Origin of the sequence: Pseudoalteromonas sp. P1-30 (assembly GCF_001400005.1) — a bacterium.
Lineage (GTDB): Bacteria > Pseudomonadota > Gammaproteobacteria > Enterobacterales > Alteromonadaceae > Pseudoalteromonas > Pseudoalteromonas atlantica.
On the sequence record NZ_LKBC01000003.1, the window covers coordinates 220,475 to 244,344 of the forward strand.

Annotated in this window: 17 protein-coding genes and 1 riboswitch; of the genes, 9 read left to right on the forward strand and 8 right to left on the reverse strand. The window is 42.6% G+C overall.

Annotated elements, in window-relative coordinates:
• Positions 1–36: 36 nt before the first annotated feature.
• Positions 37–1,125: a polysaccharide lyase family 7 protein gene (locus AN395_RS09215; RefSeq protein WP_054982790.1), complete on the forward strand. Its 1,089-nt coding sequence runs from the start codon at positions 37–39 to the stop codon at positions 1,123–1,125.
• On the opposite strand, the gene AN395_RS09220 is transcribed toward AN395_RS09215, so the two are convergent.
• Complete coding sequence (locus AN395_RS09220; protein WP_054982791.1) at positions 1,115–1,519, reverse strand: NUDIX hydrolase; 405 nt, start codon at positions 1,517–1,519, stop codon at positions 1,115–1,117. The two genes, AN395_RS09215 and AN395_RS09220, sit on opposite strands and share 11 nt — an antisense overlap.
• Positions 1,520–1,703: 184 nt before the next feature.
• On the opposite strand from AN395_RS09220, the gene AN395_RS09225 reads away from it, so the two are divergent.
• The 3 genes from AN395_RS09225 (at position 1,704) to AN395_RS09235 (ending at position 5,929) form a co-directional block, all read left to right on the forward strand.
• Positions 1,704–3,587 (forward strand): AMP-binding protein, encoded by a 1,884-nt coding sequence (locus tag AN395_RS09225; RefSeq protein ID WP_054982792.1) that lies wholly within the window; start codon positions 1,704–1,706, stop codon positions 3,585–3,587.
• A gap of 429 nt (positions 3,588–4,016) precedes the next feature.
• Entirely contained in the window at positions 4,017–4,874 is an 858-nt protein-coding gene (locus AN395_RS09230; RefSeq protein WP_054982793.1) for an MBL fold metallo-hydrolase, read from the forward strand.
• 107 nt (positions 4,875–4,981) lie between these two features.
• Positions 4,982–5,929: an alpha/beta hydrolase gene (locus AN395_RS09235; RefSeq protein ID WP_054982794.1), complete on the forward strand. Its 948-nt coding sequence runs from the start codon at positions 4,982–4,984 to the stop codon at positions 5,927–5,929.
• Between the two features lie 155 nt (positions 5,930–6,084).
• On the opposite strand, the gene AN395_RS09240 is transcribed toward AN395_RS09235, so the two are convergent.
• The 7 genes from AN395_RS09240 to AN395_RS09270 form a co-directional block, all read right to left on the reverse strand.
• The gene (locus tag AN395_RS09240; protein WP_024033228.1) at positions 6,085–6,429 is read right to left on the reverse strand and encodes a PDZ domain-containing protein; all 345 of its coding nucleotides are present in this window, start codon (positions 6,427–6,429) and stop codon (positions 6,085–6,087) included.
• A 77-nt stretch (positions 6,430–6,506) separates the two neighbouring features.
• Complete coding sequence (locus AN395_RS09245; protein WP_054982795.1) at positions 6,507–6,965, reverse strand: hypothetical protein; 459 nt, start codon at positions 6,963–6,965, stop codon at positions 6,507–6,509.
• 209 nt (positions 6,966–7,174) lie between these two features.
• Positions 7,175–8,461, reverse strand: coding sequence for a HAMP domain-containing sensor histidine kinase (locus AN395_RS09250; RefSeq protein WP_054982796.1), 1,287 nt, complete (start codon positions 8,459–8,461; stop codon positions 7,175–7,177).
• Complete coding sequence (locus AN395_RS09255) at positions 8,458–9,141, reverse strand: response regulator transcription factor (RefSeq protein WP_029772931.1); 684 nt, start codon at positions 9,139–9,141, stop codon at positions 8,458–8,460. The genes AN395_RS09250 and AN395_RS09255 overlap by 4 nt, the downstream gene beginning before the upstream one ends.
• Positions 9,141–12,326, reverse strand: coding sequence for an efflux RND transporter permease subunit (locus tag AN395_RS09260; RefSeq protein WP_054982797.1), 3,186 nt, complete (start codon positions 12,324–12,326; stop codon positions 9,141–9,143). Before AN395_RS09260 ends, AN395_RS09255 begins: the two co-directional genes overlap by 1 nt.
• Entirely contained in the window at positions 12,326–13,471 is a 1,146-nt protein-coding gene (locus tag AN395_RS09265; RefSeq protein ID WP_004588879.1) for an efflux RND transporter periplasmic adaptor subunit, read from the reverse strand. Before AN395_RS09265 ends, AN395_RS09260 begins: the two co-directional genes overlap by 1 nt.
• Positions 13,468–14,829 carry a TolC family protein gene (locus tag AN395_RS09270; protein ID WP_054982798.1) on the reverse strand — a complete coding sequence of 454 codons (1,362 nt, stop codon included), beginning with the start codon at positions 14,827–14,829 and terminating at the stop codon, positions 13,468–13,470. Before AN395_RS09270 ends, AN395_RS09265 begins: the two co-directional genes overlap by 4 nt.
• 153 nt (positions 14,830–14,982) lie before the next feature.
• Between AN395_RS09270 and AN395_RS09275 the strand changes: the two genes are divergently transcribed.
• From AN395_RS09275 to AN395_RS09295, 5 genes are all read left to right on the forward strand, one after another.
• Positions 14,983–15,675: a hypothetical protein gene (locus tag AN395_RS09275; protein WP_232510938.1), complete on the forward strand. Its 693-nt coding sequence runs from the start codon at positions 14,983–14,985 to the stop codon at positions 15,673–15,675.
• A gap of 194 nt (positions 15,676–15,869) precedes the next feature.
• Positions 15,870–18,614, forward strand: a complete 2,745-nt coding sequence (locus AN395_RS09280; protein WP_054982800.1) for an Ig-like domain-containing protein — start codon at positions 15,870–15,872, stop codon at positions 18,612–18,614.
• 16 nt (positions 18,615–18,630) lie between these two features.
• Positions 18,631–21,309, forward strand: a complete 2,679-nt coding sequence (locus AN395_RS09285) for a TonB-dependent receptor (RefSeq protein ID WP_054982801.1) — start codon at positions 18,631–18,633, stop codon at positions 21,307–21,309.
• Positions 21,302–22,369 carry a cytochrome-c peroxidase gene (locus AN395_RS09290; RefSeq protein WP_054982802.1) on the forward strand — a complete coding sequence of 356 codons (1,068 nt, stop codon included), beginning with the start codon at positions 21,302–21,304 and terminating at the stop codon, positions 22,367–22,369. The genes AN395_RS09285 and AN395_RS09290 overlap by 8 nt, the downstream gene beginning before the upstream one ends.
• Before the next feature lie 235 nt (positions 22,370–22,604).
• A riboswitch (guanidine-I (ykkC/yxkD leader) is annotated at positions 22,605–22,768 on the forward strand.
• A gap of 56 nt (positions 22,769–22,824) precedes the next feature.
• Positions 22,825–23,859, forward strand: a complete 1,035-nt coding sequence (locus tag AN395_RS09295) for a putative urea ABC transporter substrate-binding protein (protein ID WP_054982803.1) — start codon at positions 22,825–22,827, stop codon at positions 23,857–23,859.
• The last annotated feature ends 11 nt before the right edge of the window (positions 23,860–23,870 follow it).

Genomic DNA, 23,870 nt, shown 5'->3' on the forward strand with positions numbered 1-23,870 from the left:
ATCGCTCATTTTTAATATCATCACACAGAGACAACAATGAAAAATCTAACATCTACTTTTAAACTCACAGCACTGGCTGCTGTTACCCCTTTGCTATTTATGGGGTGTGCCAGCACAAGTACACCTGTTGATAGTAATGTCGTAGTACCTGCGTCAAAATTTGATTTATCGCAATGGAAAATAAACGTACCTGTAGATCTCAATAACGATGGAAAAATAGATACCGTAGACGTAGAAGAGATCCAAACCTATGCGCACCCTGATTTTTTCTACCTTGATGATCAAGGTTATATGGTATTTACCTCGCCAAATAAAGCGCTTACCAGTGCAAATTCAACCAATACCCGCAGTGAACTAAGACAAATGATCCGCGGCACCAATACCAAAATAAAAACTAAAAATTCAAAGAATAATTTTGCCCTAGCTGTACACCCGCTATCGGAGCGTTTTGGCTCGGTAGGCGGAAAAATGGAAGCCACCCTAAAGGTGGATCATGTTGCACTACGCGCTAACGACCCTAATAAAAAAGCCGCTTATTCTGTGGTGGTAGGGCAAATTCACGCAGGTAAAGATCAAGCCCTAATAGATACAAAACTGGGTTTTGGCTGGGGTAACGAACCACTTAAAATTTATTATAAAAAATGGCCTGGCCATAAAACCGGATCTGTTTTTTGGAACTACGAACGTAACTTACCAAAAAAAGATCCTAACCGTACCGACATTACATACCCTGTGTGGGGGAATACCTGGGAAAACTCAGACGATCCCGGTGTGGCGGGCATAGCGCTTGGCGAAGACTTTAGTTACACAGTAAACGTGCATAAAAACATGATGTACTTAACCTTTAGCGCCCAAGGCAAAAAAGACGTTAATTACGCAATTAACTTAGGCAATAACATCGATGCCTATGGCAAGGTAGATGAAAAAGATCACCCTAATGGCTATGCTGCCGATTGGCATTATTTTAAAGCGGGTGCTTATAACCAATGTAGCACCAAAAGCGCTAAAGGCATTTGGTACCCAGGTTGTTTAGGCACTGGCGATTGGGCCACCGACAAGCAAAATGGTGATTACGCCCAAGTGAGCTTTAAAAAATTAGTATTAAGCCCATCAACTAAGCCGTAAGCGTTGTTGTAGTTAAGTAGTTTTTAAGTGATGTAAACAGTGGCGATGGTAAATTATTAATGTCGCACCAGCGCCACTGCATACATTTATTTGGCTCGTTTAGCACAGGCTCGCCGCCCTCGTAATCGGCTTTTACGTATAAGGTAATGTAGTGTTTATTGTCAGCACTAAAAATATCGTTAGTAAAATCAAGCTTAGTAATTTTGCTCACATTTAGCCCTGTTTCCTCAAATACCTCGCGTATTGCGCACTGCTCAACACTTTCACCAAATTCTAAATGTCCACCAGGCGTTGCCCATGTATTTGCACCATGCGACCCTATTCGCTCACCTAATAAAATAGTGTTTTGGCGCATTATAATAACCGCAACCCCTACTCTTACTACGTTACTCATATTGCGTTTTCTCTTATTTTAATTGCTCGCCATGCTGAGCCACACGCTTTGTATTGTCAATTTTGTATTTTAAAACCCAAAGTGTTGTTTAACTTTTAGCCGACCATAGTCGAATACCTATCGGTTAAAAAAAAGCCTACCTTTTGTAAGGTCTCTCACACACATTTAGTATTAGGAGCCCATTATGTTAGGCCCATATAAACAACAATACGAAAGCTTTAAACAAAACCCAGCACAATTTTGGCTTGAACAAGCAAAGCGCCTACCTTGGTATAAAAATCCTGAACACGCCTACACACAAGACACTGACGGCCTTTACCATTGGTTTGATGATGGCCAACTAAACACCAGTTTTTTAGCGCTCGACCAACACGTTATTGCCGGTTTTGGCGAGCAAACCGCGCTTATTTACGACTCCCCCGTTACCAACACGCAGCAGAAGTATAGCTACTACCAGTTACAGCAAGAGGTAGCTAAATTTGCCGGTGTAATGCAATCGTTAGGCGTTAGTAAAGGTGACCGCGTTGTTATTTATATGCCCATGATCCCCCAAGCTGTAATAGGCATGCTGGCCTGCGCCAGATTAGGCGCTATACACTCTGTGGTATTTGGTGGCTTTGCAGCGCATGAACTCGCCGTACGTATAGACGATGCTAAACCTAAACTCATACTGAGCGCTTCGTGCGGTGTAGAGGTAGATAGCGTAATAGAATATAAACCGCTGATTGATCACGCCATAGATCTTGCCAATCATAAAATAGATCACTGCGTTATTTACCAGCGCGAACAAGTAGCTGCCACGCTTATCCCCACAAGAGATATTAACTGGGATGAGGCAATGCAAACAGCCACTGCAGTAGAGCCAGTACCTGTAAGTGGGCGTGATCCTCTTTATATTTTATATACCTCAGGCACTACAGGCACGCCTAAAGGCGTAGTGCGTGAAAACGGCGGCCATGGTGTTGCTATGCACTACAGCATGGAAACCGTTTACGGCATGCAGCCCGGCGACGTATTTTGGGCTGCCTCAGATATAGGCTGGGTCGTTGGGCACTCCTACATAGTGTATGCCCCGCTAATTTATCGCTGTACAACAGTGTTGTTTGAAGGCAAACCAGTTCGCACACCTGATGCCAGTGCATTTTGGCGAGTAGTAGAGCAGTACCAAGTAACTGCATTATTTACAGCGCCCACTGCGTTTAGAGCCATCAAAAAAGAAGACCCAAATGCAGAGGGCTTTAAGCAGTACAACACCAGTAGTTTAAAACGACTATTTTTAGCTGGCGAGCGGCTCGACCCGCCAACGTACAACTGGCTAAAAGAAAAAACCAACCTGCCAATACTCGATCACTGGTGGCAAACAGAAACCGGCTGGGCCATTGCCTGTAACCCCGTAGGCATAGAAGAATTAGTAACAAAACCAGGTAGCTCTACCGTGCCAACCCCTGGGTTTGATGTGCAAATATTGAATATGCAAGGCGAGCAATGCGCACCAAACGAGCAAGGCGTGGTGGCTATAAAATTGCCGCTGCCGCCAGGTTGCTTACCCACCATTTGGCAAAACACAGCGCGCTTTAAAACCGGTTATTTAACTCAGTACCCGGGGTATTATCTTTCCGGTGATGGTGGTTACATAGATGACGATGGTTACCTATTTATAATGGGCCGCACAGACGATGTTATAAACGTAGCAGGCCATAGGCTTTCAACTGGCGAAATGGAAGAAATAGTCGCATCCCACCCTGCCGTTGCAGAGTGCGCGGTGTTTGGGGTTACCGATACACTAAAAGGCCAATTACCGATGGCCATGATCGTACTTAAAAACGACTTTACCGGCTCCCCTACCGATGTAGAGCAAGAGCTTGTGCAAACAGTACGCAACCAAATAGGCGCTATAGCGTGCCTTAAAACGATAGTAAGCGTAGAGCGATTACCAAAAACTCGCTCAGGTAAAATACTACGCAAAAATTTACGCCAATTGGTCGATGGCGACGAACTACAAATTCCTTCAACCATAGATGATGCTGGTATTTTTGAAGAAATAAACCAGCAGCTCACCCTGCGTTAAATCCAACCTAACAAAGCCATTTTATATTTAAAATAAAATGGCTTTTACTTTGACTGAAATTTTATACTCATTAGCACTTTCTTACTTAATGCTAGGGTCTGTTGATCTTTTAAGGTTAAATTTGCAGCTGTCTGTTTGGTATTTAGGCAAGGCAGAGCCTATATAGTGTGGTTGTTCCCCACAAATAGGCGATAACGTAGCATTAATGCCAAACAGGCGCTGCTCAAAGGGTTCTTCCTAGGGGCTATTTACTCTTTGTTGCCTACATGGATGTAGGTAAAGGGCGTGAGCAGGACGCGGAAGCTTTGCTCGGCTTTTACTTAGCCCACTAGGTTACAAACCTCGCGCCGCGATTAAATAGCCCCTAGTTTGAACAAATTTTAATCCGCAAAGGTCAACAGACCCTTAGAACATTAAACAGGATTGTGCATGCTTCGCTTATTACAAACACTACTTGCCACCAGCCTACTATTTACAGGTTTTATGGCGCAAAGTTACGAAATTGAAGATTTAGGCGATGGCCTCCACCGCTTTATTGACGACAGACACCGCTCGGTATTTTTAATCACCCCACAAGGTGCAATAGTTACCGACCCACTTAATAAAAAAGCTGCCACGTGGTTAAAGGAGCAAATTAAAACTCGCTATAACGTACCCGTTAAATACGTTGTATATAGCCATAATCACAGCGACCATATTTACGGCGCAGAGGTATTTAAAAGCCCGTACACAACCTTTGTTGCGCACAAACTTACCGCGCAAGATATTAAAAACACGAAAATAAAAACGGTTATGCCTAACCTTACTTTTGATGATGAACTAATACTTAGCCTTGGCGGCTCAACTTTAAAACTTAACTACCACGGCCCTAACGATGGCCGAGGCTCAGTAAGTATGCTGTTCGAAAAACAAAAAACACTCTTTGTGGTCGACTGGATAGTCATTGGCAGAATGCCATGGCAAAAACTGTGGAGCTACGATATTCAAGGTATGATTAATTCAACCCAAGCGGTATTAAATTACGACTTTAATACCTTTGTGGGCGGCCATGCCGATATGGGTAATAAAGCCGATGTAGCACGTTACTTACGCTATATAGAGAAGCTTTACAGCCAAGTAACCGCAGGCGCACTTGCAGGGCAAAGCCTAGAGCAAATAAAACAAAACGTTAAGCTCGATGAATTTTCAGATTTAAAGCAATATAAAGCATGGCTGCCACTTAATATTGAGGGCGTATACGAGCGCCTTATGGAAGAGTCGGGCATGGGCTGGCGCAGCGATTTATAAATTGTATGTGTATGCATTTATAGCTTAAATACAAGTGCATACGTATTCACATTGAATTAACAACGCAAGCTTGTGATAGTGCACTTTTTGTATGCTAAGGCGCCACCATGAAATTAGTTGCTTTACTGTTTAGCTTATCAATATTTGTAGTGCATACCAGCTATGCAAATACGCCCAAAGTGCAAGTAAGCAAGGGCCACATTGAGGTGATCGACAATATAGAATCACAGTTTGTAAAAAACCGTTTTTTAAATGTATGGCTACCGCCAGGTTACAACAAAAACACCACCTACGATGTACTTTACATGCACGATGGCCGCATGCTGTTTGACGCCAATAGCACATGGAACAAACAAGAATGGCGCGTAGATGAAGTAGCCGGCTCATTAATAGAGCAAGGCAAAGTACGCCCATTTATTGTGGTAGGCATTCCAAACGCCGTTGAAAACCGCCACAGCGAATACTACCCACAACAACCGTTTGAGGCCTTGAGCAAACAAAAGCAAAATGCCCTATACCAGTTAGAAAAATACCCAGGCCACAAATTATTTGCCTCTAAGGTGTACTCAGACAACTACTCACGCTTTTTAGTTAAAGAAGTTATTCCTTATATAGAGTCTAACTACAACGTAAATAAAGGCGCGCAGCATCGCTATATTGGTGGCTCTAGCATGGGTGGGCTTATATCGTGGTATACACTACTTAATTATCCTAGCGAATTTGCAGGCGCTATTTGTATGTCGACCCACTGGCCAGGTATTTTTAGCCACGACGACGAAGTATTTGCCGAGTTTAAAAATTACATTGCCAACAACATCGAAAAGCTGAGTAACCAAAAAGTGTATTTTGATTACGGCGACAGCACTTTAGATGCCATGTACCCTAAGCTACAAGCGCAAATTGATGATTTATTTATGGCGCAACACTACCCAGCAAAGCTATGGCAAAGCCAGTTTTTTCCGGGTGAAGATCACACCGAAAACGCGTGGGCAAAACGCTTACACATTCCGCTTGAGTTTATGTTTAGAAAAACCAAACAAGCTGCCCCCGAATAATCATTTACAAGTATTATCCTATCAGCAATCACAAAAAAGCGGCTTAACGTTTACTACGTTAAGCCGCTTTTTTAATAGACTTTTAAACCGTTTTAAAACGTAGGTCGGAAGCGCAGCACCGTCCGACAATTAACGGCGCTTAAAGCTCATTAGTCTTACCAAGCATTCATAGGAACCTCTAAAGGAACTTGGCTACCATCCTCATTTTCTAAAACTAACTGTAAGATGTCCCCTGACTCCTTTCGCATTAATTTTTTTGCTTTACTGGCAGGGCAGCCCGGAATTTTACAGCCTTCTATAGAAATAATTTTTTGCCCTGCAACAATCCCTGCTTTTTCAGCGGGTGAATTAGGCTTTACGTTTTCAATAATAAATGACATTACTTTTGGGCTAAAAAAGCCATCCGCTCCAACGTTCCCTACAACTCCAAGCTTCACTTCTTCTGCTGCCAAGGCATTAAAAGAAATAATTGATATTAAAATAATTATAATTTTGAACATAAAAATAAACACTCCATGTTATCCAACACTAAATATGTTGGTATCGTTTTTTGTATTGTTTGCTAAATATATGACTATTAATCATTCTCTGGGTCGCCGCGTTTGTTATATCGCTCTTTGAATGACTCATAGTCTTCGCTTTCAAGTAATAAAACATTTTGTAAAGTATAACTAGCCGCACCATATGTAAAATCAGCTGAAACAGAAACACTTTCCCCTATTTCAAAATCAGAACGATTAAACCCGCTAATTTCAGACTTGTTTATAGCAGCACACAACGAAGCTAACTTCTTTGGACCACTATTAATACTTATGCATAACTCAGATATTGGTTGGCCTTGCTGATCAACTTCGGGATACATTAGTATTATCCAGCTATCGTCCAAATTTTCACTATTTCCATCAACTAGTCGATGAATGTGTAATTTTTTTGCTTCATCTGAGCTCAGTACATTTTCAGCAATAACAAGCGATGTGTTTTCAGCACTACATACCCAAAATGGGCAAAGTAATATAAAAACTAAAAGTATCTGCATACATCTCCTAAAATAAAACATTCAATAATCGCAACTAGTTTGTACTGGATTGCCCTGATTACTATAGAGCAATTTCCCATTCCCAGTTTCACACTCCACTATCGCATACTATTCAATCAAATGTTTAATTTCACATAAAAAACCGCGCTAACACTTTATAAAAAGCCTTAGCGCGGTTATTAATACTTGAAACCTAATTAACCAAATAACTAACTAAAATCGACCACCACTTCATAGCGCCCTGGCTTGTCGTTTACATCGTAAATCCAGCCGTGGCGTTTTATTATTTTTTCGCTTAATTGCAGGCCTAGTCCGTACCCTATGCTGGCGTGTTTTGCTGAAGGCGAGATCCCTTTAGGGGCATAGTCTTGCTTACTACAATTAACAATAGTCACTTTACCGCCTTGCTGCGTAATGTGTACTTGGCCAAATTGGGTATGTTGGTAGGCATTACGAATTAAATTAGTCAGTACAATGTGGCACGCAGTAGCATCGGTGGTAATAACGCTCTCTTGCTGGGTGTTTAAAACCACCTCAACGTGCTTAGCATTAAGCAGGTAATTAAGCTCATTACTCAGGGTCGTTATTTTATCACTAAGGTTTACAGGTTCTGGACTACTTTGCTGATCTTCGTTGCGGCTTAGCCATAATAACGTATCGGTTAAATCGCTCATGGTTAAACCGGCGCGCTCTATACGCTCAAGTGTAAGCTGTTGTTTATCACTTAACGGGGCTTTTTCGCTCAGCCGATTGAGTAGCTCAACGTTACTGCGAATAACCGAAATTGGCGTACGCAGCTCGTGGCTGGCATAGCTTAAAAAGCGTTGCTCGCGCTCTACGCTTTCATTTGCCGAAAGTAAGCTGCTGCGTATTAATGTGGCTAAAGTGTTTAGTTCGTTATATGTAAAATCGGGCGGTGTTTGCTGCAGATTAGTTTGGTTTAACGATTTAGCCCAACCCCTTAACGACTCCACTGGCTTGGCTATTTTTTTCATTACCATAAACAAAAAAAACGCAAATAATACAATGGCAGCAATGCCTGTAATGGCAATCCATAGCATGCGTTGTTCGGGCTCTATATTAGCGAGCAATTTTGGTTTGTCTTTTTCGAGCATAATGCGCGATATATAACGCGGCTCGCCTTCGGGGTTTGGATAATACACCACAAAAAATAAATTTTGCGGCATAGAAAACATCGATGGCCTGTCTTTTGTTTTATGTAAAAGCCCCACCTCTGTTGGTTTTTTAAAACGCTGCTGAATTGACGCAGGCATGTCTTCCCAGCGACTTGCTATATTAAAGCCCACCAGCTCTTTTGTTTCCCCAGGCTTTACTTCAGTGGTTTGCGAAAGCTTTAACATAACTCCGTTTAAGCCTTTATCTAGCCCATCAATAAAGTAATTTACACTTAAAAACGAAAAGCCAATGGCCATAGCAGAGCTAAGCACTACCATACTGGCAAAAAAGTAGAGCCTTAAACTAGGCCTTATTTTCATTGTGGTTGCCCTTCGTTTGCTGTTATTGCAAAGCCCACACTAGGAATGGTTTCAAGTGTAACTTGGTGTGTGGTTGCTTCTAATTGCTTGCGCAAATGATGCACATGCACTTTTAAACTGTTGCTGTCGGGCTGCTCTTCGCCCCATATAGCTTGCATAATGCTACTGCGCGTAACAGGCTGCGGCGCATGGCGTACTAAGGTTTCTAGCAATTTAAATGCAATGGGCGATAACTTTAATGTTTGCCCCTCTACATCGGCACTGCGCTTTGCTAAATCTAAATTTAAATTAGCTAAGGTGAGGCGTTTTGCCTCACCACTTTTGCGCTTTGCCAGTACTTGTACCCTCGCTACTAGCTCTTTCATGGCAAAGGGTTTTACTAAATAGTCGTCGCTACCGGCGGCAAAGCCCTCAAGTTTATTATCGAGGCTATCGCGTGCGGTCAACATTAATACCGGAATATCTTTACCTTGTTCACGCAATGTTTTGCACATTGTTAAGCCGTCCATTTTGGGCATGTTTACATCTAAAATAATCATCTGATAATCATTAATTTGCAGTAAGTTTAAGCCCAAAACGCCGTTGCTTGCATGGTCACACTCAATGTCTTCTATATCGAGGTAATCAACAATTGTTGTTGCCAGGTCTATGTCGTCTTCCACCAGTAGTACGTTTATCATTAAGAGGCAGCTCCTTGGGTGCGTTTACCACTTAAAAAGTCTAACACATTGGCAAGTAAGCGCTTAATGTCTATTTGAATCATTAATAATGCCGGAATAAGGATTAATGTAATAACCGTGGCAAACAAAATACCATAACCAAGTGATGCCGCAGCAGGGATTAAAAACTGTGCCTGCATTGAGGTTTCGCTTAATAACGGCACTAAGCCCGCATAGGTTGTAATTGAGGTAAGCATTACCGCGCGCAGGCGGCTTGTACACGACTCTACAATGGCATCGTGCGTGCTCATGCCTTCATCTTTTACCAGCTCGTTAAAGCGCGATACCAATAATAGGCTGTCGTTTACAACCACCCCACTGAGCGCCAAAATACCATTTAAAGAAAGTATGCTGATGGTTAAGTCGTTCCACCAATGGCCTAAAATAGCCCCCACAATACCAAAGGGAATCGCCACCATAATCAACATAGGTTGAATGTACGATTTAAGCGGAATCGCCAGCAATACGTAAATAACTAATAACGCGGCTATAAACATAGTGGCCATTGAGCCTGTTGTTTCATCTTGCTCTTCGGCTTCTCCGGCAAAGTGAATACTTAAGTTAGGAAATTGCGCGTTAAGCTCAGGTACTAAATCGCGGCTTAAGTTAGCAACTAATTCGTTAGATGCCACAATGTTTTTATCTACTTGTGCGCTTAAGTAAATTGCACGTAGGCCATCAATGCGGGTTATTTCATCTTGCTGATATTCGCTACTTATATTGGCTACGTTAACCAAAGGTACTACGGTGCCATCGGGTAACCTAATACGCGATTGCATTATATCGGCTGGTGTTTTACGGGCGTTTTCTGGGTAACGTACACGTACTTTTACTTCGTCTTTATCGCGCTGGTAACGCTGTACAATTGCTCCACCAAAAGCTTGTAAAACCTGCTCTGATAGGCTTGCCGTATCCATACCTAAAGCGCGCCCTTGTGCGTTTAAGGTAAATTTAAGCTGTGGCTGACCTGGGTTTAAATTATCGTCTATGCCATTAACACCAGCAGTATTTTGTAAGCGCTCTTTAAACAGTGCGCCTGCGGCCATTACGGTTTCGTCATCCCACGCTTTTAACTCTACTTTAAAGTTATCGACCATTTTACGTGTAGCCAATACTTGTAGTTTTTTGCTGCCCTCTGGCATACCGGCAAGGCGCTGCCATTCTTGTGCAAATTCGCTTGCAGTAAAGTCGCCCTCGTTTAATAGCTCAACACTTACCGTACCGCTAGTATCGCTACTGCTCACTAATTGTAAGCTCGTTATTTCGCTCTCTTGCGAGTCAAACTTATCCATTAAATTTTGCTGGGCTTGTAGTGCACTTTGCTCAAGCGCTAACAAGTTTTTATTAGTTTGCCCATACGCTGCATCGTTTTGCATAACAAGTTCAGCGGTTACGGTATCGCCGGCAATACTTGGGAAAAAACCTACTTTTACTGCACCGGTCATAGGCATACCAACAACCAGAATAAAAAAGGCCACAAATGCAGCAACAATGGCGTATCTAAATCGTAACGAGTATTCAATAACGCGGCGGTACACTTTATCGCTAAACCAAGTTAGACCGCTGTCGGCGCCGTGCTGCACCTTTGACCACAAGCCACTAAGGCCCGACTTTAACTGGCGTTTAGTGCTTACGTGGGCTAAATGCGACGGTAAAATAAGTTTTGACTCAACAACCGAAAGCAGTAAACAAATCGTCACTACGGTCGCAAACTGAGAGTAAATTTTACCTAAATTGCCAGATACATTCGAAAGCGCAACAAACGCAGCTACCGTGGTTAATACGCCAAATATGGTGGGGACAGCCACCTTCATGGTGCCTAAAATCGTGTTATTAAGGGTGTCGCCGTGTTTTTTGCGAGTGGTGTAAATACTCTCCCCCACAACCACGGCATCGTCGACCACGATCCCCAACGCCATAATAAAACCAAAGGTGGTCATTTCATTTATGGTCAGCGCGGTGTAGTTGTCGGTCATAAAGTACAGTGTGCCAAAAAATACAAATGGCAAGCCACCTGCAACCCATAGCGCAACGCGTACATTTAAAAATATCGCTAAAATAACAAACACCATAATAATACCGGTTACGGCATTTTTAGTAAGCAGCGATAGGCGCTCGGTGATCATGGTGCTTTTGTCGTGCCAGCTTTCAAGCTCTACATTTTGCGGTAATAAGCCGCGCTCGTGCCATGTATCAATTACGCTTTGTGCTTGCTCAACTATGGTGGTTATATCGCTATTTTCATCCATTAAAATTTCAATGCCTACGGCATTTTGTTGGTTATAACGACTTAGTGAGTTGGTATCTTCTGCGAATGTGTCGGTAACGGTTGCTACATCACCTAATTTAATTTGTGTGCCTGATTGCGTTGTAAGTAACACTATATTGGCAAAGTCGCGCTGCCAATAAGCTTGGTCTGCCGCTTTTAGGCGCATAATTTTATTGCTATCGCGCAAGCTAGTAGAAAGCGGGCTCGATGATTCGTTGTTAATCACCTCGCTTACATCGCTAATTGTTAAACCGTAGGCTTGTAGTTTGCCTTCGTCGATTTCTACCGACATCATAGGGTCTAGCACGCCCGATTGTTCTACATCGCTAATGCCCGATTTAGCTAATAAATCGGCTTTTAGTTTTTCACCTAGATTTTGCAACGTATGACGGTCGGCACCACCAAATAATTGTAAAGTTAATGCGTGATCTTGCCTGCGCGCTTTGTCGATCACCGGCTCTTCGGCATCTGCCGGAAAGTTATTTATGGCATCAACTTGGTTTTTAACATCGGTGAGTAACTCATCAAGCGAGTAATCGGTTTTTTTCTCAATGCTTACATGGCTGCCGCTGGCATCAGATGTAGAGGTAATGCGCTTAATACCCGGTACGGTTTCAAGGGCTTCTTCTACTTTTAGGGCGATGCCTTCTTCTGCTTGTAAGGCATCGCCACTGTCGTAAACCACCGATACCGAAATAGTATCTGGCTCAAGGCTTGGAAACGCCTCTTTACGCAAAGTAGAAAGCGACATTATGCCCATAACTATTACGCTAATGAGTAATAAATTGGCGGCCACTGAGTTGTTAGCGAACCAGCTAATAATGCCGTGCAAAGGGTTAGTATTATTAGGTAATTGCGGTGCTTGATGCGGGCTCATTATGGCATCTCCTCAACAATTGGGTTTACTAACATATCGTTTAAGTAGCTTACGAGTGGGCGAGCCACCACACGTAAATTAGTGTGTCCTTCAATAGGAGAGATATAAACGTAATCACCGCGCTCAAATAGTTTTTGCGCTTGAATGCTCATTAACGTGTTTTGCTCGTTTACGTACCAAATTAAGCCCTCTTGCGATACTGCTGAGGCGGGTAATTTAATTACGTTGTTAAGCGCTTTACCGGCAATTTGTACCGCTAAAAATGTACCTGGTAACAATGGTGTTGCTTGCTCAAAAGGTTTGTCTAGCGCAACCACTACACTGCGCTGGCGAGAGCTATCGTCAAGATGCTGTTCAAAACGAGCAATGTAACCTTGCCACTGATTCTGTGTTGTTACATCACTTAAAATAACCTCGCCCGACTTATCGCTTGCCAGGTTTTGCCATTGGCTTAATGAAAGCGGTACGCTAATTTCTACTTTGTCGGTGCTGTTTAATGTAGCCAGTGTATCGCCAATGCTTACGTAAGTGCCTAAATCTACATCGCGCGATAAAATAACAGCATCAAACGGCGCACTTATATGGGTGTTTTTTTCATCACGCTGCGCAGTTTGTAGTGCGTATTGGGCGTTATCGGCCGTTGCTTGGGCGGCTTCTAGCTGTAGCGTTCTAAATACTAAAGGTGAGCTTGGCGCTTGTGTTACACCCGAGCGCTGCCATTCACGCTTTGCTTGGTTTCCTAAGTCTTGCTCTTCTTGTAGGGCAAGTTTGGCATCTGCCAATGTGGCTTTAGCGCTCGCGACTGCTTGTAAGTATTCGGTGTTATCTATTTGTGCAAGCACTTGGCCCTTTTTAACTACATTACCGGTAGCAAATTGCTCGCTCATATTGGTTATTTCGCCCTTAACTTGTGCTTTTAAGCTAAGCGCCCAGTGTGCTTTAGCCTCACCGTGGCCGCTAACATAGGCTTGATACGTACTTGGCACAGCGTTAATAACCGATACATTGGGTGCCACAGATTTAGCCGGCTCAGGCTTTGGGCCATTTGCTTGCTGCGCCATTTTTTGGCCGTTATATGAAATAGCAAGCCCTATACAAACAATGGCAACAAGAGTTACAACAACAGGTACTGGCGAAATTTTCATGACGATACTCCAAGGCCCAAGGCAAGGCCTAAATCTATACGGTTAGTTAAAAGGGTGTAATTTATTTGGCTTAGCTGAGCTTGTAGGTCGTACACCTGCTGCTGCACGGTTAGTAGGTCTAAAATATCAACCAAACCTTGCTGGTATTTGCTTTGGTAGTTGCTATAACTGCGCTTAGCACTGGCAAGTGCTTTACTAATTTGTAGCTGCTGCTGTGTTAATGATTGCTCTTGGCCTAGTGCGTTTTCTACTTCGTTTACGGCGCTAAGTAGCGTGTCTTGGTATTCCCAAAACGCCTGTTCGGCATTTAATTTTGCAATATCAACTTGTGCACGAAGTGCCCCGCCTTGAAACAACGGCGCACTTAAACTGCCTAATAAGTTCCATACTGGGCTGGTTAATAATGCTTGGCTTGGTGTAGTTGCTAAATCGCTAAGCGATGCCGAAAGCGTAATGCTTGGCAGTAAATCTTTGTAAGCTACATCCACTAAATAACGTTTAGATTGAATATTGTAATAGGCACTTTGTAAATCGGGGCGACGCGCTAAATCTTGCTCTGGTAGCGCGCTTAGCGGCTCAATAACCTCAGGGAAAACAGAGGTAGTAGGTAAGTTTTCAAGTTTATCAACGCCCACTAATAATACTAAAGCGCGTTTAGCTTGTGCTATTTGTTCTTGGTAATCGGCAATAGTGGCTCGGGTTGAAGCGGTATTTGTACGCGCGGTATCAAGGGCTTCTAAATCACCTAAGCCGTATTGGTAACGCTCAACAATACTTTGCTCGTTATTTTCTAAAACCGTTAAGCGCTGCTGCTCTATGTTAAGTAAATCTTGCTGCAAAATAATGTTTAAATACGTGCGCATCACGCTGGCTACTAAGGTGTCTTTAGCGCCTTGGTAAGTGGCCTGATTACTGGCTATGGTCATGTCTTGCGCGGCTACTTTATCAGCAATTTTTTGCCATACGTCGGCCTCCCAGCTAACCCCTAGTGATGAGCTGTACTGTGTGCCAGTTGTTTCGTTGCGCTGAGCGTCAAAATCGGCATCTACACTAAACCACTGGCTTGCTGCGGTAACATCGCGCTGCGCATAAGCAAGTTTTAGCGCCACATGCACTTGGTTAAATGAAGGGTTATTTGCAACGGCTTGGTTAATAAGCGAATCAAGCCCCGCTATATTCACTAAATCAGTGATATAACTTACCTCAGTTGCATCATCTTGTGTGTATTGCCAATTTGCATGCTGCTTTAGCGATTGCTCGGTGCTATTACCTGTATAGCTTGGCTGGCTACTACACGCAGCAAGCGTGCAGCTAAGTGCAAGCAATAAAACCGTTGAGCGCTTTTTAAAATAAACCATTTAACTGTGCCTAATTTACATCATTACACACAGTGTATTAGGGCAAGGGTTAAGGATGGGTTAAAAGGGGTTAACTTACTTTAGACAAATTAGTATTTGCCTCGTTTAGCCAAATTACGTAGCCTTTGGCAAAAATTCTCACTTAAAACTCATATGCATAAATTAATTTTTACCCTTTTTTTAATACTCCCTACGTTATTGCAGGCTCAAGTAACCTTAAGTGATAAAACCATTATATACAGTGGCCAAATCAACAAACAAAATAACAATACGGCAGCTGAGCTTTTAAAAACTAACCCTACAATTAATACATTTACGATTACCAGCGGCGGCGGAAACATTGATTTAGGGATGGATTTAGCCGAATTAATTTTGGCGCATAAGCTAACGGTAAACATAAAGCAGTTTTGCTTTTCATCGTGTGCAAATTATGTGTTGCTTGCTGGCCACCCTACTACAATTGAGCCCAATACAATTATTGGCTGGCATGGGGATGCAGCCTCAGCTAAGTGGTTAGATAGTGATATTGATGCCATGGTAAAGCACTTAAAAGAGCCACAAAAAAGCCAAAAGTGGCAGACATTACGCGCCCATTACGATGAGGTAATTGCTAAAGCAAGCTTGCGCGAAAAAGCCTTTTACACAAAGCTAAATGTAAATCACGACCTACTCACAGTAGGGCTAAAACCCAGTTTACGCAGTGCCGCCATAAAGCAACGTGCGCGAGGCTGGACGTACTCACCTAAGGTGCTTAACTATTTTGGAATTAGCAATATTAGCTATAATAATTGGCAACCTCGTTCAGTTAAAAACTTTCCGCTGCTTATTATTAGCGACTTAAACTAATAACCATCCCCCCACTTTACTAATCTCATTTTTACTCACAATAAAGCCCTGTTAATAGCAGGTTTTTGTGTTTTAGCTGCCTTAGAAGTACTTTGTGGATACTCACTATTAATATGAAAATACCTTACACACTTTAAAATCTAATTGATATTCGTTATCATTCGCAACATCATTAACTTTTAATATTAACAATAATGAACAAGCTAATTAAATTTACCCCAATATTATGCGCGCTTGCGTTGGCAGGTTGTGGCGGGGGCTCTGGTAATACTGCTCCACAGTTTTCTCAACCTAATTTAAGTTTTACTGTAAACGAAGACACCACTTTTTCAGGCCAAGTAACAGCCACCGACGATGACGCCTTAAGCTATACGCTTGCTAATGCACCAAGCAATGGCATCATAGCAGTTGAAGCAAACGGTGAATTTACCTACACACCATTTAGTAATTATTTTGGAGAAGACACAGCAACCATTAGCGCAAGCGATGGCAGCTTAACGGCAAATGTAGTGATACGTTTTAGCGTAGAAAATGTTAATGATGCCCCGCAGCTACTCACTACTAATGTATTTGTTACCTCTTCAACCACCACTCAAGGGGTTATTACTACACAAGACTTAGATGGCGACACCGTAACTATTAGCTTAATAACACCACCGAGTAATGGCGTAATGAGCATAAATAGCACCACGGGTGAGTTTACCTATGAGGCTCAATCTCTAAGCAGTATTGATGAGCAATTTGAAATTAGCTACACAGATGGCCTAATTAGCGAGCCGTTAACTGCAATTATTTCACTAAGCCCGTCTTATGTAACTAACGAAGATAAACTTAATTATTATTACAGCTCTAGTCTGTCGCACTTAAAACAAGCCGACGAGTTAAGCGCAAATATTGCCGATGAACTTTCTCGATATGAGGTATACGCAACCCAAGCTGCGGCCTATGCACGTGCAGGATTTTTAGATACTGCTAACGACTATTTAGCGCTTATAAACGAGCAAACAGCGCGTTCTTCAGCACTAAAAGATGTGGCACAAGCACTAGACGAAATAGGCCAAACAGAACAAGCAAACGATTACCGTGACCAAGCGGTGGCGGCCTACAACCAATACTTAGCTGATAAAGGCTTTGATAACATTGCCTCATCAGACGCATCAGCGCTTTATTCTTTAGTAAAAAGCTATTTAGCTGCTGATCAAGTTTCGCAAGCAAGTAATTTGTTAAATACAATTTCATTATACGCAGAGCAAGTACGCGAAGACGAATACACCTCAAGCTATGGCTACTTTTTAAATGGCGTACGCTTATCAATAGATGACGCCCTACAAAGCTATGCGCAAAGCCTAGATGAAAGCGATTTAACGCAAGCCAAATTGCTTGCTAATAACTACGCGCAACTTGCAGTAAAAACAGGTTACAGGCTAGTACGTAGCGGCGAATACGAAGGCCAACCATACGAGCAATACAAAACGCTACATGGTGCATGGGCTGCGCAATACCTTTATAGAGCTGGTGAATTTGAAGCGGCTAAAGACTATACCAACCAAGTACTTGCCATGTATGGTTCAACGGGTTTTGATAGTAACTACGCTTACTCAGCATCGCCTTATAGCGCCGCTACTTTAGATAACTACACTTACCCTATTCAATTTTTAGCAGGCTTAATTGAAGGCCTTTACCAAAGCGACGAAAACCCAGCAATAACGCTATCAGACAGCGAAAACGATATAAACAACGCGCAAGAGCAAGTGTATGGTTTTAATATAGCTAATCGCCTGCTTGGTGGGGAAGATATAACGAGTGCCGCAGCTCAAGCTCGCAGCTTTTTTACAGAAAATGGTGATTACAACGAATTTTTTAGAGCGTTAACATCGCTTGATAACGTCCCTGGCACAGGCCTAATTTTAAGTGAAGCTGGCAGAAACGATCTAGCACAGCAAGTATTTACCTATGCTGGCGACTTTATAGCCTCGGATGACTACATAAGCAAAGAATCATCAACCACGCTTTTAACCGGTTCCAAGGGCTGTAAATTGTTAGTTGATTTAACTGCGCAAGTCGGTGGTGATACAGCAAATGCCGTTAATAAATGCTTAACCATGCTTAATACGCTCAATGCAGGCGATATACGTACGCTAAGTAATACCTCATCAATTGCAGCTCATAATCAAGTAATAGTATCGCTTATTAAAGGCGGCTTATCGGAGCAAGTAGCTGGTGTACACAATCAACTACTTAGCTACATTGCCCTAGATGAAGATACCGAAGACAGGTTTGAAGCCCGCTTAGAAACCTTAGGTTACTTAGTTAATGCAAACCAAACATCACTGGCAAGTACCACTTTAAATGATGCTATTACTGAAATAACCCCTGAGCTAAATGCATTAACAAGCGATCAGCTAGAAACTATTTTAGCCGCTGTTAAAGCCGAAGTAATTGGCTTAGAAGAAGCTCAAACAGGTGAATTTGAACGTTATTCTATGCTTTCAAGTATGGGCACTAACGCGGCGAATATTAGCGATTTTTCAGCAAACTATAGCAATGCAAAAACACAAGCTAGCACGCTTTTAAATACGCTTGAGCCTCTTATTTTAAACTTTGCCGATACAATTATTGCCGACAACATGGAAGATTTAGTAAACAGTTTTACGCTAATTAACGATACCACTAAAGCACAAAGCTTAATAAATAATGGCGTTAATGGCGAAGCCGATCAGCTTGAGCTTTACATAGGCATGACCAACTTAGTCGCCTCTCGTGATGACTTTAGAGGCATAGCTATTGCCAGCGTAGATACAGACCACGACGGCTTACCTAACTTCTTTTTACCTAACACCAGCGATGAAGATATAGCCTTAGCTGGATTAATTGCCGACCAAGACGCCGATAACGATGGCGTAATTGATAGCGAAGACACTACCCCACTAGGTATTTAACTAAGAGCCGTAACAAATGCAGACACCGACTACCCTCGCGTGTCTGCTTTTGCTTTCTCAGGGTGTATACGCCGCAGAGCAGCAACAGCAGACCGAACCAAAAACACAGCCATGTAACGACCTTAAAAATGAGCAAAAAGAGCGTTGTGAAGCACTTGAGCACATTGAAGTAAAAGGCCAGTACATAGGCATAGAAGTACCCGAAGTTATTGGGCGTTCTTACTTAAATCGTGACTTTATAAATGCCACACCTAAAGGCAACGGCGATATAAACGAGCTTATTGCATTGCTCCCTGGTGTACAGCTAAGCAACGAGGCTTACTCTATTGGTAGTTTGGCAGAAATCAGCGCACCAGAAATATCAATCTCAGGCGCGCAGCCATGGCAAACTGGCTTTTCATTAGATGGACTAAACTACAATAACCGCATAGACCCGGGTAGCAGCAGCCGCTTAAGCTCTTCATCAAACGATGTATCGGGCGGCGTGCAAAGCATGAATGTAAACTCCGATGTAGTTGAATCAATCACAGTGTACGACCATAACATTCCGGCTGAGTTTGGTGGTTTTTCGGGTGGTATTGTTGATAGTAAAACCAAAAGCGTATTTACCAATGACAGTTTTAGCTTTGGTGTGCGAGGTAATCAAAGTAGCTGGGGGAGTTATCACTTTATAGAAGCCGATCAAGACAGCTCTCAGCAAAATGTTGATCAAAGCACACTTGAAACGCCTAAGTATGAAAAAATCAGCTATAACCTGCGTGCTAATAAACAAATTAATAAGCGCCATGGCGTAATGATGAGTGTTAGTTACTTAACCAGCGACATCAGCGATTTGTCGTTAGGGGAAGTTAAAACGCAAAGCCGTAAAAACATAAATGCCATTGTTAAATATGGTTATCGCAATGGCTGGGTAGACGCATTAGATTTAACTCTAATGTATTCACCTTACGAAGTAGATGACTTTATAACCGACGCCAAAGACAGCGACTTCCATTTAGAAGGCGGCGCCGTAGGCGCGGTCGCATCACTTACCCAGCACTTTGATTTTGCAACCTGGCGCAGCAACCTTAATTTTAGTATGAGTGATAGCAGCCGAGAAGGCCCAGCGCACTTTTATAACTGGCTGCAAGCTAAAGGCAAAGATTGGGGACAATATGCCGACCAAGGCGATGCGCAAACACGCTACTCTCGCCAAGGAGGCTATGGTGCTTTAGATAACACCCAATACACCTCCAGCTGGAAAAACACGCTAAATTTCAATTCATTTGAATTTGCAGGAACTGAGCATAATATTAAGGCCGGTATAGAGCTTATTCGCCAAGAAGTAGAGCGCGAACGCATACAAAATAGCTACAACTACGACTCCCCTATTATATGGTCTAGCGCTAGTACACCACTTAATTGCAGTGGTTACACGCTGGACTGCCAAGCGCTTGAAACCACTATATCTATTGACGAACTTGCAGCGCAGTTAGGGGGCGAAATTGATTTTAACAACCAAGATCACATAACAGCGTACAGCAACAATGTAACAGCCACCGCGCAGTATTTTAATGGCCGCTTAGTAACCCCAGCAGAGTATATAAATGTAGCGTTAAATCGCGCCTCGTTTTATGCAACAGATAGCATCACCTTAGGGCAATTAAGCTTAAATTTAGGTATGCGCTACGAATACGATGACTTTTTAGCTAATCACAATATTGCGCCACGTCTATCCCTTGGTTACGATGTATTTAACAACAACCGCACTATTATTAGCGCGGGGGTTAACCGCTATTACGACTCAGCCATTATTGGTTATAAAGTAAAAGAGCAGCAGCGTTTTTCATACCGAGAGTACCGTCCAATTGAAAACGGCTACCTTCAAGGGTGGCTGCCGTCTAACTACACCGGCGCGTTTAAATACCGCTTTGATGATGTAAATACCCCCTACGATGACGAACTCGCATTAGGCATTGCGCATTCATTTGAAAAAGCAGGCAATATATCGCTCAAATATGTAAAACGTAAAAAGCATCAGCAATTTTCTCAGGTTACCGATGAAGAAGCAGCTAGTGATGGCTATAAATACATTTATATGACTAACGAGGGTGATGGCAGCTCAGAGCGCTACTCTATCTCGTGGAGTGCACAGTTTGGTAAACACTCTTTATGGGCCAATGCCTCCTACGCTGAAAACAAAGTTTCAAACGACGAATACAGCGCTAGTGCAGAAAATACCCCCCTTGATGAACTCGTTTATTATCTCAATGCACAAGGCGAAGGCGAGCTTGTAACGCTTGGGCAGCTAGAGCAAATACGCACCAACTTTGGCACCCCAGTGTCAGGTGCGCTTGGCTGGAATGTTGATTGGAACAGCTCATTTAGTACAGGCTTAAATGTTACCTACAGTGACAGCTACACCAGCGCGGTAAGTACCGGGGCTAGCGAAAGTATTGGGCTTGAGCAAAGCTGTACAAGTTGCCCTGTAGAATCAAGCTTAGTTGATGTATACGAAGAGCAAGAAATACGCGCCAGAACCATGCTAGGGCTAAGTTTACGCTATAGCCATAACCTCACAAAAACCCAAACTATTGACATAAGAGCGGATATTTCTAATTTATTAAATGCCCGCACTTACACAGTAAACGAAGGGGCATCAGGTATTGAGCCCGGGCGTATGTTTTGGGTAGGAGTTAGCTATAACTATGATTAGGTTATTAAGCATTTTTTTACTGTGCTCATTTAGCTTAAACGCCAAATCAACAAGTAGTAACGATTTACGCTCACTTTATAGTAAAGGCCAAGCTCATTGGCCTGCTATTCAAACCAGTGACGGAAGAAGCGTTGAGCCCATGTCGCTTTTGCCTGTAGCATCGCCTAAACCTGAGCACGTTGCACTAGGCGATAAGCTTTTTCACGATGTGCAGCTTTCACGTAATAATACCGTTAGCTGCGCAACCTGCCATGAACGCGACAAAGGCTTTCATGATGGCCGTACAACAGCCATAGGCATTGACGAGCAAGTAGGCACGCGTAACACCCCCGCTATTTTTGGTATTGATCAATGGCAACATTTTTTTTGGGATGGACGCGCAAGCACCGCTGAGCAGCAAGCGCTTATGCCAATAGAAAACCCAATTGAAATGGACTTAGATCCAAAAATAGCTTTAGCCCGAGTAAATAAAGATAAGAGTTACCGAGCATTTAATAAAAGCGCTTTTAATAGCAGCACGTTAACCACTGAGCAAATGGCAAAAGCCTTAGTTGCGTTTGAGCGCACATTAGCAGCGCCAAATAGCCGCTATAAAACTTTTTTAACGCAGCTTAATAAAAATCCACAGCAAGCAGTTAGTAGCCTAAGTGATAGTGAGTTAAATGGCCTGCACCTATTTAGAACTAAAGCTAAATGCATGACTTGCCATAACGGCGCACTACTTAGCGACAACCAATTCCATGGCACAGGGCTGCATTATTACGGCCGCCGTTTTGAAGATAAAGGCCGCTACGATGCCACCCACAACCCTGAGCATATTGGCCAATTTAGAACCCCATCGCTATTAGGGTTAATGCAAACATTCCCGTGGATGCATAACGGCTTATTTGACGATTTGGCCGGCATTGTCGCCTTATATAACCATGGTGGAGTAAGGCCCAAACCACGAAAAAATCAACTAAACGACCCGCATTTCCCTAAAACCACCAACCTGCTTATAAAGCTTAATTTAACCAAGCAAGAACAAGCCGACCTAGTGGCATTTTTACGCATATTATAACAAGCACTGCTGAGTAAATTTATTCAGCAGTGCCATTGCACCAATATATTTCAATGCACTTAAATATCGCACCAAATTAAAACATTCCACATCGCTTTTATAATTTAAAAACACACAAAAATAAATTTAGCGCTTTAATTTCATTAACTTAAACCAACACTTAAATATTGGCTAGCTTCATGCTTATTAAAAAGCGTAGGGGTTCAAGGATTTTTGAACCAGCACAATTTAATGCTAAACAGGCGACTAGGGTTCCGGTTCATGTGTACTTAACGAAGTAAAATGAACGACTGGTCCGAGAGTTGCCAACCTAGCTATATAACAAGTAATCACCAAGGGTGTTTAGTTTTTATATTTGCGTATGCAAGGGTTACACGGCGGGACAAAAGCCCGGGAGGTTCAATTAGCTTGGAACTCCTGCGCCCAAAAACCGTGTAAAACTTGGAGAATACGAAATGAAAACGATAAAAACACTTACGTTAGTCCTCGCTTTAATCTGCAGTTCAAATGCGCTCGCTAAAGATAAATTTTCTGTTTGTTGGTCAATCTATGTAGGCTGGATGCCATGGGAATATGGCGACAGCTCAGGCATAGTAAAAAAATGGGCCGATAAATACGATATTGAAATTGATGTAGTACAAATTAACGATTACATCGAATCGATTAACCAATATACCTCAGGCCAGTTTGATGCATGCACCATGACCAACATGGATGCGTTAACAATTCCGGCAGCTAGCTTTGTAGATAGTACCGCGCTTATAGTTGGCGACTTTTCAAATGGTAACGACGGTATCGTTTTGAAAGATAAAACCGATTTAAAACAAATTAAAGGCCAAACAATTAACCTCGTTGAGCTAAGCGTATCTCATTATTTATTAGCACGCGGTTTAGACTCGATTGGCTTAACAGAGCGTGACGTAAATGTAGTTAATACCTCAGATGCCGACTTAGTCGCCGCTTATACAACTGAAGATGTAACTTCTGTTGTTACATGGAACCCACTACTTTCTGAAATAGAAAAACAGCCTAGTGCTAGCAAAGTATTCGACTCATCAAACATCCCTGGCGAAATCATCGACCTTTTAGTAGTAAACACTCAAACCTTAAAAGAAAACCCAAAACTAGGTAAAGCCTTAGTAGGCGCATGGTACGAGATCATGGAAAAAATGAGTGCTGATCAAAATGCGCTTTCACACATGGCCCAAGCATCAGGTACTGATTTAGCCGGCTATCAAGCTCAACTTGCCAGCACCAAAATGTTTTATAAAGCCAAAGAAGCGGTGGAATTTACGCAAAGCCCTCACCTTGGCAAAACCATGAAATACGTTGCTGAGTTTTCATTTAAGCATGGCCTATTAGGAGATGGCGCACCTGACGCTGGCTTTATAGGCATTGAAACTCCAAGCGGCGTAGTAGGTAACCCGCAAAATATAAAGCTGCGTTTTGACCCTAGCTTTATGGAAATGGCCGTTAACAACAGCTTATAAAGCGAACCCAC

Bases quoted from the DNA above. Each gene is read 5' to 3' on its own strand.
- AN395_RS09215 (WP_054982790.1), top strand. From the start codon at position 37: ATGAAAAATCTAACATCTACTTTTAAACTCACAGCACTGGCTGCTGTT.
- AN395_RS09220 (WP_054982791.1), bottom strand. From the start codon at position 1,519: ATGAGTAACGTAGTAAGAGTAGGGGTTGCGGTTATTATAATGCGCCAA.
- AN395_RS09225 (WP_054982792.1), top strand. From the start codon at position 1,704: ATGTTAGGCCCATATAAACAACAATACGAAAGCTTTAAACAAAACCCA.
- AN395_RS09230 (WP_054982793.1), top strand. From the start codon at position 4,017: ATGCTTCGCTTATTACAAACACTACTTGCCACCAGCCTACTATTTACA.
- AN395_RS09235 (WP_054982794.1), top strand. From the start codon at position 4,982: ATGAAATTAGTTGCTTTACTGTTTAGCTTATCAATATTTGTAGTGCAT.
- AN395_RS09240 (WP_024033228.1), bottom strand. From the start codon at position 6,429: ATGTTCAAAATTATAATTATTTTAATATCAATTATTTCTTTTAATGCC.
- AN395_RS09245 (WP_054982795.1), bottom strand. From the start codon at position 6,965: ATGCAGATACTTTTAGTTTTTATATTACTTTGCCCATTTTGGGTATGT.
- AN395_RS09250 (WP_054982796.1), bottom strand. From the start codon at position 8,461: ATGAAAATAAGGCCTAGTTTAAGGCTCTACTTTTTTGCCAGTATGGTA.
- AN395_RS09255 (WP_029772931.1), bottom strand. From the start codon at position 9,141: ATGATAAACGTACTACTGGTGGAAGACGACATAGACCTGGCAACAACA.
- AN395_RS09260 (WP_054982797.1), bottom strand. From the start codon at position 12,326: ATGAGCCCGCATCAAGCACCGCAATTACCTAATAATACTAACCCTTTG.
- AN395_RS09265 (WP_004588879.1), bottom strand. From the start codon at position 13,471: ATGAAAATTTCGCCAGTACCTGTTGTTGTAACTCTTGTTGCCATTGTT.
- AN395_RS09270 (WP_054982798.1), bottom strand. From the start codon at position 14,829: ATGGTTTATTTTAAAAAGCGCTCAACGGTTTTATTGCTTGCACTTAGC.
- AN395_RS09275 (WP_232510938.1), top strand. From the start codon at position 14,983: ATGCATAAATTAATTTTTACCCTTTTTTTAATACTCCCTACGTTATTG.
- AN395_RS09280 (WP_054982800.1), top strand. From the start codon at position 15,870: ATGAACAAGCTAATTAAATTTACCCCAATATTATGCGCGCTTGCGTTG.
- AN395_RS09285 (WP_054982801.1), top strand. From the start codon at position 18,631: ATGCAGACACCGACTACCCTCGCGTGTCTGCTTTTGCTTTCTCAGGGT.
- AN395_RS09290 (WP_054982802.1), top strand. From the start codon at position 21,302: ATGATTAGGTTATTAAGCATTTTTTTACTGTGCTCATTTAGCTTAAAC.
- AN395_RS09295 (WP_054982803.1), top strand. From the start codon at position 22,825: ATGAAAACGATAAAAACACTTACGTTAGTCCTCGCTTTAATCTGCAGT.